General features: G+C 36.2%; 12 protein-coding genes. 5 read left to right on the plus strand and 7 right to left on the minus strand.

The window, feature by feature from the left end:
- Positions 1–13: 13 nt before the first annotated feature.
- Complete coding sequence (locus MHH44_RS18690) at positions 14–1582, minus strand: alkaline phosphatase family protein (protein WP_340799311.1); 1569 nt, start codon at positions 1580–1582, stop codon at positions 14–16.
- A gap of 157 nt (positions 1583–1739) precedes the next feature.
- On the opposite strand from MHH44_RS18690, the gene MHH44_RS18695 reads away from it, so the two are divergent.
- Positions 1740–2921: an MFS transporter gene (locus MHH44_RS18695; protein ID WP_340799312.1), complete on the plus strand. Its 1182-nt coding sequence runs from the start codon at positions 1740–1742 to the stop codon at positions 2919–2921.
- 41 nt (positions 2922–2962) lie between these two features.
- Here the strand turns inward: MHH44_RS18695 and MHH44_RS18700 are convergent, their stop codons facing one another.
- The 3 genes from MHH44_RS18700 to nadX all read right to left on the minus strand — a co-directional run bounded on the left by MHH44_RS18700 (position 2963) and on the right by nadX (position 7026).
- Positions 2963–4624: an SLC13 family permease gene (locus MHH44_RS18700; protein ID WP_340799313.1), complete on the minus strand. Its 1662-nt coding sequence runs from the start codon at positions 4622–4624 to the stop codon at positions 2963–2965.
- A 511-nt stretch (positions 4625–5135) separates the two neighbouring features.
- The gene (locus tag MHH44_RS18705) at positions 5136–6104 is read right to left on the minus strand and encodes a tRNA dihydrouridine synthase (protein ID WP_340799314.1); all 969 of its coding nucleotides are present in this window, start codon (positions 6102–6104) and stop codon (positions 5136–5138) included.
- A gap of 145 nt (positions 6105–6249) precedes the next feature.
- Positions 6250–7026 (minus strand): aspartate dehydrogenase, encoded by a 777-nt coding sequence (nadX, locus tag MHH44_RS18710; RefSeq protein WP_340799315.1) that lies wholly within the window; start codon positions 7024–7026, stop codon positions 6250–6252.
- 165 nt (positions 7027–7191) lie between these two features.
- Between nadX and MHH44_RS18715 the strand changes: the two genes are divergently transcribed.
- Complete coding sequence (locus tag MHH44_RS18715; RefSeq protein ID WP_008405594.1) at positions 7192–7632, plus strand: YtoQ family protein; 441 nt, start codon at positions 7192–7194, stop codon at positions 7630–7632.
- 70 nt (positions 7633–7702) lie between these two features.
- On the opposite strand, the gene MHH44_RS18720 is transcribed toward MHH44_RS18715, so the two are convergent.
- Positions 7703–8557 carry a hypothetical protein gene (locus MHH44_RS18720; RefSeq protein WP_008405590.1) on the minus strand — a complete coding sequence of 285 codons (855 nt, stop codon included), beginning with the start codon at positions 8555–8557 and terminating at the stop codon, positions 7703–7705.
- Positions 8558–9121: 564 nt separating this feature from the next.
- Between MHH44_RS18720 and hpaB the strand changes: the two genes are divergently transcribed.
- Positions 9122–10564: a 4-hydroxyphenylacetate 3-monooxygenase, oxygenase component gene (hpaB, locus tag MHH44_RS18725; protein WP_340799316.1), complete on the plus strand. Its 1443-nt coding sequence runs from the start codon at positions 9122–9124 to the stop codon at positions 10562–10564.
- Positions 10565–10961: 397 nt separating this feature from the next.
- Here hpaB and MHH44_RS18730 read toward each other — a convergent pair whose 3' ends face one another.
- Together MHH44_RS18730 and MHH44_RS18735 are read right to left on the minus strand one after the other, a co-directional pair.
- Positions 10962–11171, minus strand: a complete 210-nt coding sequence (locus tag MHH44_RS18730) for a hypothetical protein (protein WP_008405583.1) — start codon at positions 11169–11171, stop codon at positions 10962–10964.
- Positions 11172–11186: 15 nt separating this feature from the next.
- Positions 11187–11363, minus strand: coding sequence for a DUF2642 domain-containing protein (locus MHH44_RS18735; RefSeq protein ID WP_008405580.1), 177 nt, complete (start codon positions 11361–11363; stop codon positions 11187–11189).
- Between the two features lie 156 nt (positions 11364–11519).
- Between MHH44_RS18735 and MHH44_RS18740 the strand changes: the two genes are divergently transcribed.
- Positions 11520–12218, plus strand: coding sequence for a glycosyltransferase family 2 protein (locus MHH44_RS18740; RefSeq protein WP_340799317.1), 699 nt, complete (start codon positions 11520–11522; stop codon positions 12216–12218).
- A complete protein-coding gene (locus MHH44_RS18745) occupies positions 12211–14409 on the plus strand; it encodes a polysaccharide pyruvyl transferase family protein (protein ID WP_340799318.1) in 2199 nt (732 codons plus the stop codon). The genes MHH44_RS18740 and MHH44_RS18745 overlap by 8 nt, the downstream gene beginning before the upstream one ends.
- Positions 14410–14540 lie beyond the last annotated feature (131 nt).

Here is a 14540-nt window from a genome sequence, read left to right on the forward strand (position 1 = left end):
GATGCTTTCATAGTTATGATTCACCCAGTAATTGAAGTATCCACTTTTTCAAATCAACTATTCGATCAGATTCAGGTAATTCACTTTCCCCAGTCACTATAATCGGAACAATCGAATCTACTTTATGAAGAGATCCATGTGCGCCGCCACCCGCATGGTCATGGCTATGCTTTTCAATAAACTCATAAGATGGTTTAGCATCCACGATAATAACACGCCCTTCCTGTGAATGAAGCGCTCCATGCAGCCTTGCAAGTGCATCTGGATAATCCTGATATACAATACGTTGTTCATTCGTCATATTTAAATCCAAAATTGAGGCATCGCCAGCGATTCGCCATGCTTGATTATATTCATCAATAAAGTTACCTTCTCTTGAAAATTCTAACTCTCCGTCACTTTGTGGGCTGACAACATAGTTTGTTTGTCCACTCTTCCATGCGATAAAGCCAATTCGCTCATCCTCTTTTAAAACATTTACAATTTCCGATAGCTCAACTTGAGGGTCAATTAAGTAAATGTATGACATACGCTCGTTAACAGCGACGGCAAGTTGGGCATTCGGATTTTCCCTTTCCCAAAAAGTACAATCCTTCAATAACTGATTTAAATCAATTAATGCCGTTTCTTTATCATCAGTTACAATCGATTGACCACTATCGCCCAGTATAATCCAAGTTACTTCTTGTATAGCCTCTTCCCATGATGGAAAGCGATTTAGAATGTTTTGTATTGCTTGATCCGCTTTCTGTATTCCCTTTAAATCTTCAGGCCCGTGTTTGTGTATAGAAGCATCTGCATCCGGTAAATAGGCAAGTGTAAAGGGCGGTAACATCTTTTGGTCAATCAAGTAATTCAGTTCATTCGCAGTAAATTGGTTATTGACACCTAAACGATTCCATACAAATTTATAACGATTATTTTCTGAATTATATTGAGATAACGTTCCAAGTGAAAATATTGCAGGACCATTAACATCAATATTTTCCGGCAAAAAATCTGCTACCGTAATTAATTTAGGTATATTTAGGCGATGTTGAAAATTTCCACGATATAAAAGACCGTTGATCGAAGCTGAAGAAAGATTCCGATGAGCCAGCTCTTCATGGATTGTTTGCACTTCTTTACTTAAATGGCTGCTATTCAAATGGACAACACTATCAAGAGCAACATTTTTAACTCCATTACTCCAGATTTCGCCGATTCCGCTGCCGTAGCTAATCATTCGTTTTTCATCTTCTTTAAACCAGATTAATCCCGGCACTTGATGCTGATCTGGATATGTACCCGTTAGTAACGTACTGTCAATCGTGACTGACATCGTCGGATAAGAGCTAATCATTTCCTGATGCAGCTGTCCGTTGTTCATTAAATATACTAAAGCAGGTGCATTACCTTCTTTTATCACTTTTTGCAATGGTTCATTCATTAAGGAATCTATGACAATGAGAACTACAGGTTTATTCGGGTCTTTCATTATTTGACCTTCCAGTTTTTTTAATGGGGAAATTGAAAGCGCTAATAAAAAACTAGCACAGATAACAGCAACAAAGATTGCTGCAACTATTAATTTTCGTTTCATCGTGTCACCTTCAAACTAATTATATAAAGAATAGTATGGTTTGAACTTTATGAATGTATGCCGCTAATAACAAATCCTGGCCTGAAATAATTTTTTTTGAAATGGGCAAAGTAATTTATATTGCTATCATATTGCCTTGAAAGGTGGTTTTTCCATCATGAATAATACAAAAGTCAAACTATGGACAAACCAATACTTAATAATTATTTTACTGTCTTTAATAATGTTCGTTTCTTTTTATATGATTACAGCAGGTTTTCCAATTTATGTAGCCACGATTAGTGAAAACCCTGCAATTGCAGGAATTATGACGACAACTTTAATGACTGCATCCCTGATTACACGCTTCTTCGCTAGTATAATTATCCAAAAAATTAATATGAAATTGCTGCTGATTATTTCTTTGCTTTATTTTATAGGAACAATCGCCCTCACTTTCGTCAATGATTCAATCGGATTTTTAATCGTCATTAGAGCTCTTCAAGGGATTGGATTTTGCATGCTTACAAATTTGGTGTTTACTATATCCAGTACTATTGTGCCAAAATCCCGCTTAGGTGAAGGAATTGTTTTCTTTGCAATGTCTACGAGCCTCGGGACAACAATAGGGCCTCTTATTGCTATTTCCTATTTAGCAAATTTTTCATTCCAGTCTATGATGGTACTAACATTAGGTCTTATGGCATTTTCATTTGTGTGCAGTCTTTTTACAAAAAATACGAAAGTTGAAAAGGAACATCCAAATGTGAGAAATAAAGAGCCGTTCTATAAATATATGTTTGATAAACGTGTTCTTCTTCCGTCTATTTTAGTAGCATTCAATTATATGACGATTGCAGGGATTGTGAACTTTATGGGGGCATTGGGGAAAGAAATTAATGTAGGGGCAAGCATATCACAGTTTTTTATAGCTCAAGGAATTACAATGGTAATCATCCGTTCTTTTTCCGGTAGAATTTTCGATAAGTTCGGGCATAGAATTCTCATTATTCCGGCTGCTGTTTCAGGTGCTGTCGGGTTGGTTGTATTAGGCTTTTCAACTAACATGATTATGGTTTTACTGTCAGGTGTACTGTTCGGAATTGCTTTTGCTATTCTTCATCCCATTATTCAAGCTTGGGCATTAACACTTGTTCCACCGGAGAAAAAGACAACAGCCAATTCGATGCTTCTTATATTTATCGATTCCGGTTTAGCTATTGGTTCAGTAGGATTAGGTTTTATAGCAAGTATAGTTGGCTACGGTATGACCTTCAGTATTTCTGCGGTACTTATGATTCTTATTTTAATCATCTATTTAATTGGAAGTAAGAAAATGACCGTATATAACGATAATTAAAGCAAAAAAAGGTGAAATCTTTTCGATTTCACCTTTTTAAATTACTTATTCATTACTTTAAACATTTCCGGTACTGAATTCAGATCAATATCCCACATAATTGGAAGAAGGAAATAAATGGACAGTGTGATGAATACTACACCGAATACATTCAATGCAAATCCTGCCTTCATCATGTCAGTTATTTTAATATAACCTGATCCGAAAACTGCCGCATTTGGCGGTGTGGCCACTGGTAGCATGAATGCGCATGATGCAGCTACACCAGCAGCAATCATTAAAGCATATGGATGAACACCTAATGCAACAGCAAGAGATGCCATAATTGGATACATCATAGAAGCAGTTGCAGTGTTTGAAGTAATTTCCGTTAAAGCAAGTACAAGTGCTGCAACAAGGAAAATCAGGACGATAACACTTACGCCTTCAAGTCCCATAAGTTGTGCTCCTATCCATTCTGACAAGCCAGTACTTACGAAACCGGAAGCAATTGCAAGGCCACCCCCGAATAGAAGCAGAATGCCCCATGGCAATTTAACTGCTGTTTGCCAATCCATTAAGCGGTCGCCTTTACGGTTTACTGAAGGTATCGCAAATAACACAATCGCAAAAATAACAGCAATCATTCCATCTGTTAAACCGTCGACAAATTTGCTCAGTAAAAATGTACGCGTAATCCAAGAAAATGCCGCTAATGCAAAGACAACAAATACAAGCTTTTCTTCAATTGATGCAGCTCCAAGATCTTTTTTCTGTTTATCAATAACAGCACGTCCACCAGGCAATGTTTTTAATTTTGATGGAAACGCAATTTTTACAAGGTAAATCCATGTCACAAAAATAAAAATCCATGCAAATGGTACACCAAACAGCATCCATCCAGCAAATGATAGTTCAATGCCATACATTTTATTAATCGCTCCAGCAAGCAATGTATTTGGCGGTGTACCGATTAATGTGGCGATTCCACCAAGTGAGGCAGAATATGCAATTCCGAGCATCAATGCTTTACCAAATGCAAAACGCTGTGGAGATGTATCAATCGACGGGTCATTTTTTAATCCGTCTGCAACTTGGTTGATGATGGCAAGTCCAATTGGAATCATCATCATCGCTGTAGCGGTATTAGAAATCCACATCGATAAAAATCCTGTTGCAATCATAAATCCTAGAACAATTCGGTCCATATTTGTACCGACCATTGAAATAATTGAAATTGCTATACGTCTATGTAAGTTCCATTTCTCCATTGCAAGAGCGATAATAAATCCACCCATGAACAGGAAAATCGTTTCATCCCCATAAGAAGATGCTGTTACCTTCATATCCAAGCTATTCGTTAATGGAAACAATACGAGCGGCAATAACGATGTTGCCGGAATCGGAATCGCTTCCGTAATCCACCATGTCGCAATCCAAATAGTACTTGCCAATACTCCCCTTGCTTCTGTTGAGAGACCTTCTGGCTGGAAGAACAATAATGTTAAAACAAAAAGCAGTGGACCTAAAAATAGACCAATCATCTGCGCTGTTGTATAACTGCGAGGCGTATATCCACCACCATTACCTGAGTTTTCGTTACCAGACTTTCCGGTAACACCCTTTGATACGACCTTTGAAGAATTTGGTTTTATGAAAAAAGTAAACATGTCTTTTACTTGATCATGCATTTCCCATAACCGATTCCAAGTTGTTGAAAACAATTCCTTACCCCCTAAAATTTGATTATAAATAGCCTTATACCTATTTTTGATGCTATATTGTTATTACCTTTTACATTTTTACTTAGGTTAAGAAAAAAAGCAATAGTATTTAAAATATTTCGATTTAAGTATACAAATGAATATTAAGAGGAGAATATACAAAAAATCCCACTATTTAATCGATGTAAATAGTATTTTTATACATAAAGCATTGTTATATAACACTTTAATATTATATTAAAAAAGTAAATATTAATAGCAAAACAAATAAATTTACTCTCTATAAGAAAATATTTATTTCTTTCAAAATTAGAAATCCTTATGAAATGCATAAAAAAGAACGGACTCCCTTAATAGGAATTCAGTTCTTTTTTCCAGAAATTAACGTGCATTCGCTCTTTTAACAGGTTTTAAATAAGCAACCGGAGGTAAGTTTTGTATCCACTTTATAGCTGCTTACAAAAACGGTGAAAAATAGGCTTGATTCCATTTACCGGAATCAAGCCTATTATTATTCTTCTTTATTCAACTCAAAGCTATTAAGCAATGAACGTACTTCATCCGTAGATTTTGTATTCATCAACTGGTTTCTCAGTTCACCGGCACCTCGGAAGCCTTTTACATAAATTTTGAAAAAGCGGTGAAGACCTGACATTGAACGTGGCAGTTCTTCGGCATACTTGTCCTGCAGATCAAGCTGCAGTTTTAGAAGGTCAAGGTACTCTCCTGGACTGTGCTCCTTTGGAACCTTTTCAAAAGCAAACGGATTTTTAAAAATACCGCGTCCTATCATTACCCCGTCAATTCCGTACTTTTCTGCAAGTTCTAAACCAACTTGACGGTCCGGAATATCGCCGTTAATTGTTAACAGTGTATTTGGCGCAATTTCATCTCGCAACGCTTTAATTTCCGGAATAAGCTCCCAATGTGCATCAACAGCACTCATTTCTTTTCGTGTACGTAAATGAATAGAAAGATTTGCAATATCCTGTTTTAAAATATGTGTGAGCCACTCTTTCCACTCATCTATTTCTTTATAACCTAGTCGTGTTTTCACGCTGACCGGCAGACCACCTGCTTTAGCAGCTTCGATTAGCTCTGCTGCCACATCGGGACGTAAAATCAGACCGCTGCCTTTCCCTCTGCCTGCAACATTCGGTACTGGGCATCCCATATTAATATCAATTCCCTTGAAGCCCAATTCTGCCATACCAATGCTCATCTTGCGGAAATTGTCGGGATTGTCTCCCCATATATGTGCAACAATCGGCTGTTCGTCTTCTGTAAATGTTAAGCGACCACGGACACTTTTAATTCCATCAGGGTGACAGTAACTTTCCGAATTAGTAAACTCGGTAAAAAATACATCTGGTCTTCCTGCTTCAGCCACTACATGCCGAAAAACTAAATCTGTCACATCTTCCATCGGCGCGAGTACAAAAAATGGTTTCGGTAGCTCCTGCCAAAAATTCTCTTTCATATGTTAAGTTCAATTCCTCTCATTACAAACAATCATCTCTTACTTTTAAATTTCCTCTAACAATATTAGCGTAAATAGTGCAGAAAAGTAAAAGCAGATGATTTAAAAAGCTGTCTTTTAATAAATAGATTGATTTTTTGCTTCATTAACCAATTAGCAGTTTCTGTTTTATTTTTTTAAGTGTTCCTAAAATACTCATCGCTGCTAAATAACTCGTTTTAGGATTTGCAGGTAGCGGACTATTCTTAATTGTAAATGTTGCTTCCCCAAAATCCCCTGTCATTTCAATTTGGTGAATGTTTTTATCAATTTTCGGGTCTGCCACTAAAGTTACACTCGTTTCGTCAAATCCAATTCCAGCCAGCGCAAGCACAATCGATACATTCATATTTTTAGGGTAACGTCTGATCGCTTCTGTCGCACTCCCTTCAAATATCACTTTCTCTTCCTCGATCTGTTCTTCAATTAAAGAGCTTGCCGGTTTACGCGTTGTCAGTGAAACGGATGTAACTGTACCAAGCACATGAGCGTTTTGCAGTAAATCCAATCCTCCGATTGCACCTGATGGCAAGTAAAGTATTCGGTTGAATTCATTCGCTAAGGTGTTCAGCCCTGCCAACAGTTCCTCATCCACTAATGCACCAATACTAATTAAGACAACATCCTTTTTCCTGATTGCCGCCGGAAGTAATGTATGAACTGCTTCAATATTTGCAGCCTCCACAACAATATCAATTTCTGAATCTAAAAATGCATCTATTTCCGTGTACAGCTTTACTCCATAATTGGATTCAAGTAAATGATGCTTTTCCCTGTCCCTCACAAAAACACTTGTAATACGCAAGTTTTCTTGCCTCTTTTCATTTATTTCTTCCAACAGGAAATGAGCAATTGCACCCGCGCCGATTAAACCGATTTTCATTGTGTACCTCCTTTAAATCATCTTCTATTTTCAATTGTACTCTTCTACAACCATATCATAATATCAGCAATGCATTCTCCCATCCTTTAACAGAGGGTTTACTTCAAATATATAGATGAATTCGTTAGTATGAATATAAGGCAAGAAATTAGAGGAGGCATTCGTATGGAACTAACAGTTTATTTAGCAGGACAGATACATGATAATTGGCGTGAAGAAATCGCACAAAAGGCGAAGGTAAAAAATCTTCCGCTACACTTTGTAGCACCACAGACAGACCACGACCGTTCAGATAATATTGGCGAGGAGATTTTAGGCATACAGCCTTCTGCATATTATAAGGACAATGCTGCTTCTGATATTAATAATTTCCGGACACAGGTGTTAATGCAAAAAGCGGATGTCGTCATTGCATTATTCGGTGAAAAGTATAAACAATGGAATACCGCAATGGATGTAAGTACAGCGATTGCATTGAATAAACCGACAATCATCATCCGTCCCGAGTCATTAATTCACCCTTTAAAAGAGTTATCCAACAAAGCAAATGTGACAGTGGAAACTGTTGATCAGGCAATTGAAGTAATCCGTTATATATTTGATTAAAGCACCAGTTAAAACTAAAAAAGAACGAACTCCCTTTGGAATTCGTTCTTTTTTACAAGTATCTATATAATTAAATACGCTTCAAGGCACCATTAGGCTGTGGTAATTCTTGCGCTGTTATTTCATTCATTTTACAGAAATGTGTAAAGAATTGTTGAGCCAGCTCTTTTTCCTGAGGGTCTGTTTTCAAGGAAACAATATCACGTAAAATTTGAGCCATCCATACATTATCAAAATAACGATGCTTACCTGTATTCCACGTCATTTTATGAGTGAACTTCTCGTTTACATAATAGTTCCAGAACAGCATTTGCTCAGCTTCCTGTTCTGTCAGTTGAATTCTGTACTTTGAATGTGCCGGAATATATCCATCTTCACTCAATTTCCCGATAAAATTCTCTTCTACCATATACACACCTAAAATGCGTCGTTCCTTTTCAGGCGAATTTTCATCCACTGCCGTTAACAACACAGCACTGTTCAGGTGCAGACGAATTGGTTTTACAGGCTTCCCTTTATTTACACCGCTCTTCGTTAATCCCGAAAAAACCTTCCAATCTGAAAAAGCTGTTTGCTGTTCTTCAGTGTCACACCAGAAAACCAATTGTGATTCTGGATGAAGTTTAAAGTTTTTCATATGTTTTTCATGAATTAATCGTTGTTCCTGGTTTTTACGCTGGAGTTTTAATTTCTCTTCTTTTTGCCATTCTTCTTCTCTTCGCTCAAGTTCTTTTTTCTGAATGATTTTTTCTAGCGTTTGCACATCATCTTTATCGTGAAGTACTAAATGCTTTCCAAATACATCAGGGAAAACAAACTTTTTACTTTCCGATGCGAAATGTATTTCAATGCTTGATTCATTCTGTTTAACGATACTACCCATTCCGAAATGCTTATGTGTAACTTTTTTATTGATTAGATTCATTATTTAAATCCTCCTTGTAAAATAAAAACACAGTTACGTTCAATCGTCAGCCAATAATTAACTCTAGTTTAGAGCTTAGACAACTGTTAAAATTTTTGCTCTCGTGAATAAAAAAAGTACATAAATACGTATCCTTAATAATGAATTCAAAAAGAACAAAGAATACATAATACGCACCGAAAACAATTGTAAGACTATTATAACATTTTTTTATAGAAATTACAAAAATTTTATTGACATATTATTTTACGTTAGGTTAAAATGAAATTTTGCTCTAAGTCAACTAAAATATTTATCCCTTAAAATTATAGTAGGCATCTGGTTCGGACGTGTAAAAACGCGTTTTTTCCGGATGCTTTTTTATTTATTAAATAGATGAATACAGCATTTACTTAACGCTTCCTTTCAAAAATTCACATATTACGAAGCACTTTAAAACCTGTCCTTACATATGTTGCGTATATACAAACATACAAAGTGCTACCTTGTTTTAGTTCAAGCCTACATTTGCATATAAGTAAGTAATTGGCTGGACGATGATCATGAAACTTAAGGAGTGGGTGAATGGGTGCAATTAATGGTGAAAATTATATTAACCGATTAAATGCGTTAAATAATGAAATATGGTTGGACGGTGAAAAGTTGGAAGGGTTGATATCTGAACACCCTGTTTTTAAAGGACTTATTCAGACGAAAGCTTCCCTTTATGATTTACAGCACAATCCTAAAATAAAAGATGAAATGACCTTCGTATCCCCCCTTACCGGAGAACGTGTCGGCCTTTCTTATTTGATGCCCAAAGCGAAAGAGGATTTAATAAAAAGGCGAAAAATGATGGAACATTGGGCTAGACATACACATGGCATTTTAGGAAGAAGTCCCGATTACTTGAACTCTGTTTTAATGGGCTTCACCTCCTCTGCTGCAATGCTTGAAGGCCAGGAAAAATGCTACCCGGAAAACCTTCTGGCATTTTTTGAAATAGTAAGGGAAAATGATTTATCGCTTACCCATACGTTTATTACCCCTCAAGTAAATCGTTCTCAAAGTTATATTGAAAACACGAACGAACCTATTTCGGCAAGGGTTATCGCCGAGACTGAAGAAGGCATCATCATAAAAGGCGCACGTCTTTTAGCAACACAAGGCGGATTAACAGATGAAGTATTTGTATTTAATGTTGGTAAGCTTGTATTTGGTGAAGATGAAACTTTTTCCTTTGCCGTCCCATCGAATACAGAAGGTTTAAAATTTATTTGCAGAGATTCTTTTATAGGCGGGGTGTCTGCATTTGATCATCCTTTAAGCTCAAAATACGAAGAAATGGATTCCATTGTGGTATTTGACAATGTATTAGTACCATGGGAACGTGTCTTTTTTTACAACAATGTCGAGGTTGCCGAAAAATTTCTTATGCAAAGTGGTTTTCATCATTTTGCCAAGTCTCAAGTTTTAATTAGGCAGATTGTAAAAACAGAATTTATTTTAGGAATTGCCGAACTCCTCATCAATACGATTAAAGTTTATGAATATCAGCATATCCATGAAAAAATGTCGGAAATTATTGTTGGATTGGAAACGATGAAAGCACTATTGGAGAAATCGGAGAATGATGCAGCACTAGATGAATACGGCTATTTACGACCTGCAATTTTACCATTGAAAGTTGCCGGTTATACGTTTTCGAAAATTTATGCCCGCCTCACCGAAATCATTCAGCTCATTGGTGCCAGCGGAATTATTACACTCCCAACTGAAAAGGCATTTCACTCTGCTATAAGAAGCGATTTAGATCAATATCTTCAAGCCGCAACTAAACCTGCTGAAGAACGGGTAAAAATATTCCGGTTAGCTTGGGATTTAACGATGAGTTCATTTGGAACTAGGCAAACACAATACGAGCGTTTCTTCTTTGGCGATCCCGTCCGGTTAGCGAGCGAATTATATTTCAATTATCCTAAAAAAGAATATGTAGAGGCTGTATGTACATTTATAAACCTAAAATAATTAGATAGATGATGATCCTGGTAGGTACATTCATCACTCCTTCTTCAGTCATTAACTAAAACGGGTTTATTGCATAAACTAAATAAGAATGATTATAAAAAGGATGATGAATAAAATGAAGTTGCGGAAATGTTGCGGAAATACCCATCCAAACGACAAACATGCAGATTACATTGAAAATGATGAAAGCAGTGACATGAATCGCTGGGAAAACGATGGAGGTAGCACTGCGGGTACTTTAAACCTCGTAACCTGTACGAAAAATTTCATATTCGCTAAAATATCACTTTTTATTAAAAGTGATATTTTAGCGTAGTACAAACCCATTTACAGTTGTGATCCAAAAATTCAATTACAGTCCGCCCTTTTGGTCAATATTTGATTAATACCCCTCTACTTACAGTGGGACTTGTATATAGCTTATTTGTGATAAAACGATAATTCTTGTTATACTTTCCCTTTCGTAGGTATTAATAGATTCAGTTAAAATTAGAAAGTCCTGTTTAACCGCTTCCAATGTTCCTGTAATCAGGTCTTCTCCTACTGCTACTGTAATTTCCCTTTTTAAAAACATCTCCAGCTGCGTATTCAATAATTTGCGGCTCATTACACCACCTCCTCTTTAATAAGCTACATTTTCAATACTGGTTAATGGAATGTATAGAAAATGCGTGTTCATTCTAAGTGTTATAAAGTCCAAGTCCACTTCTACTAAAATACCGGTTACCTTTGAATATTCCGTTGTAACTGTAAGGTTTGACCCTTTCAAAGAATTAAGAAATGCACGCAGTTGCCCCATATTGCACCCCCCTTTATGTTGGTATGTTAAATGATATGTTTACTGCAGAAACTTCTCTGGGTAAAGATTCAATTTTCCATAATTCCCAATAAAATATAAGCATGTCGCACAGTTGGTATTAAATAAGGTTCATATCATAATTGGGAGGTGATAACTATGAAGGAAAGGAAGGAAGGATTAGTGAGTGTTGTAATTCCATGCTATAATGCAGCGCAATTTATAGAAGATTGCCTAGATGGACTGAAGTGTCAAAAACACGATAAAATTGAAGTAATAATTGTTAATGACGCTTCTACTGACAACACACTAGACGTAGTTGAAAAGTGGCTGGAAAATTCAAATCCCCACTTTCAAACTATTATATGTAATCTTCCTGTGAATACAGGGTTTGCCGGTGCTCTTACTGTCGGCTATTTTATGAGCTCGGGCGAATATATTGCAGTAAATGATGCCGATGATATTTCGCACCCGTTACGTTTAAATAAACAGGTAAACTTTCTCCTGGAAAATCCAGACTATGATTTAATTGGAGCAAACTACAAAGTATTTTATAACGCAGATTCAATAGAAGATGGACAAAAATCTAATTGGTTGCAATACGGAAATTCTATACAAGAATGTTATGCGGCTGGAGGTCATTGTGTCTGTCACGGAACGATTTTATTTCGCGGAAAGGTTTTTGACATGATAGGTGGTCCCACACGAAGGATTAACGGTGCAGAAGATTATGAATTTATCGTAAAATTTCTGAATGCAAAATTAAAGATAGATAATCTTACAGATGTTCTCTATTACTATCGAAATCATGATCAGCAACGCTCCAAGACGTTTTATGGAGGCGAGAAGAGTGACTGAAAAAAGGATTTTGCTTGCCGTTGATGCCTTCTATATCGGCGGAACTGAAACTCATGTATTAAGTTTGGCAAAAGAACTTATTAAAAATAATATCTTTGTGGCAATCGTTGCTAATAAAACAGGTAATTTAGTCAATTCATATGAGGCATTGAATTGTCCCATATATCATATTGAATTTCCAAAATCCATTACTTTGGAGAAAACCTATGAGACGGAATTGATAAAACAAATTGAACTAATTATTGAAACAGAAAAAATATCCCATGTTCATATTCATCAAACTTCATCTGGCTACTTGGCTGGAAAGGCAGCAAAAAACAGAGACATTCCTACAATTATAACAATACATGGGACGTATTATCCAAATCATGAGATAGAGGAACTTCTCAAATTATCAGATGAAGTCATCTGTGTAAGCCCTCCATTATGTGACTATGTAAAAACATTCGGTGTAGAACATCCTTTCTTAGTACCAAATGGAATCAACTTAGAAGACTATCCCATAGATCTCGCTGAAAGAGATATAAGAAATGAATTGAAAATACCGGAAGATGCCACCATTCTTCTGTATGCAAGTAGAATTACATGGGCTAAGGCGCATGTTTGTTCCATTTTTTTAAGAGCTTGCAAGGATTTAAAAGTAGGTGAAATTCCTAACCTTCATGTCATAGTGGTAGGCGATGGAAACAAGTTGGATGAAATTACATCTTTGGCTCGAACAATTGAGGGAATTTGCGGTGAGGCTTTTATCCATATAGTAGGAGAACAAAATAATATGCACCCCTATTATTCAATTGCAGATTGTGTCGTTGGCACGGGGCGAGTAGCATTAGAGGCGATGGCTTCGGAAAAGCAAGTGGTTGCAGTAGGGAACCATGGTTATTTCGGTATTGTGGATACTAACAATTTTCAAGAAGCATGGAGTCATTATTTTGGAGATCACGGTTCAAAGGCTGTTTGCAATAGACATCAATTAAGTGATGATCTAAAAAAAATTTTAAGAGATACAGAGCAACTCAGACATAATGGAATAAAAGCCAGAGAGATTATCGAGGAAATGTTTAACATTCAGACGATTGTAAAAAAGATTTTAAAAATCTACTCTCAACAAACGAAAATAAGGTGGGATGGAATAAAAAATATATTATATATAGGCTGGATCGGCTTTAATAATTTGGGTGATGAACTATTGTGGAATATGTTTAAAGATACATGTGCCAAATATTTAGACATGGGAAAATTCACAATTAAGCCATCACTACCAGGTACTGATTTAAAAAATCTTGATGAATTTGATATGGTTGTATTAGGTGGAGGCTCCCTCTTCTTGCCCGGCTATCTTCAAATTCTCCAAGACGCCATTCATAGAGGAAAATCAGTACTCATTTGGGGCGCAGGAATAGATTGGATTGAAGAACCAACGTTAGGCTTACTGTTAAATGATCAATTGATTTCCTTAAACCCAAGCTTTACACAAAAAGATGTGGATGTACTAGAAGAGGTTATAGAACATGCGCTTTTTGTAGGGGTTAGAGGTCCCTTAACTAAAAAGGCCATTGAACTTATGGTGGGCAATGAGATATCTGCAAAAGTAAAAGTGATTGGCGATCCTGCCTTACTATTGCAAAATACACATTTATTGCAAACTCCAGAAAAAGAAAAAATAATTGGTATCAATTGGGGAACAACATTTAATCGTTTATACGGCGCAAATGAAGAATCAGTAGAAGAACAGTTGGTTGAAACGGCGAAGAGATTAATTAACAAAGGGTATAAAATATTGATTTACACAGTGTGGAATGACGATATCCTACATTGCAAAAGACTTTACAATAAAATTAATGATCCGAACAATGTAGTACTAGACAAAAACCTTTATACCGAACAGCAATTGATCACTCAATTATCAAGGTGTAAAGCAACGATTAACTTCAAGCTATATGCCAACATTCTATCTCTGATAGCAAATGTCCCCTCTATCCCATTAGGCTATCGGTTTAAAGTTTTTGATTTCGCTGCATTATTAGGGTTACCGCACTTAGTCGTTTCTACAAGTTCTCAACAATTAACAGATGACCTGTTAGAACGCATCATAATGATTGAAAAAAACGAATTAGAGCCAGTAAAACAATATAACACAATCCAACAAAAATATACTTCCCTTTTGGAATTACCCTTCACAAAAAAATAATTTGAATTTTTCAATTCATTTATATTCCATTTAAATAAGACTCCTACCTCCAACAAATCTAACACATGTCGCAAAATGGTTAGTTTATGTTTGTTACCAATTTTAAGGGGTCTTATTTTTTTATAAAATCT

Origin of the sequence: Solibacillus sp. FSL K6-1126, from assembly GCF_038003445.1 — a bacterium.
Taxonomy (GTDB): Bacteria; Bacillota; Bacilli; order Bacillales_A; family Planococcaceae; genus Solibacillus; species Solibacillus silvestris.

Bases quoted from the DNA above. Each gene is read 5' to 3' on its own strand.
- MHH44_RS18690 (WP_340799311.1), bottom strand. From the start codon at position 1,582: ATGAAACGAAAATTAATAGTTGCAGCAATCTTTGTTGCTGTTATCTGT.
- MHH44_RS18695 (WP_340799312.1), top strand. From the start codon at position 1,740: ATGAATAATACAAAAGTCAAACTATGGACAAACCAATACTTAATAATT.
- MHH44_RS18705 (WP_340799314.1), bottom strand. From the start codon at position 6,104: ATGAAAGAGAATTTTTGGCAGGAGCTACCGAAACCATTTTTTGTACTC.
- nadX (WP_340799315.1), bottom strand. From the start codon at position 7,026: ATGAAAATCGGTTTAATCGGCGCGGGTGCAATTGCTCATTTCCTGTTG.
- MHH44_RS18715 (WP_008405594.1), top strand. From the start codon at position 7,192: ATGGAACTAACAGTTTATTTAGCAGGACAGATACATGATAATTGGCGT.
- MHH44_RS18720 (WP_008405590.1), bottom strand. From the start codon at position 8,557: ATGAATCTAATCAATAAAAAAGTTACACATAAGCATTTCGGAATGGGT.
- hpaB (WP_340799316.1), top strand. From the start codon at position 9,122: ATGGGTGCAATTAATGGTGAAAATTATATTAACCGATTAAATGCGTTA.
- MHH44_RS18730 (WP_008405583.1), bottom strand. From the start codon at position 11,171: ATGAGCCGCAAATTATTGAATACGCAGCTGGAGATGTTTTTAAAAAGG.
- MHH44_RS18735 (WP_008405580.1), bottom strand. From the start codon at position 11,363: ATGGGGCAACTGCGTGCATTTCTTAATTCTTTGAAAGGGTCAAACCTT.
- MHH44_RS18740 (WP_340799317.1), top strand. From the start codon at position 11,520: ATGAAGGAAAGGAAGGAAGGATTAGTGAGTGTTGTAATTCCATGCTAT.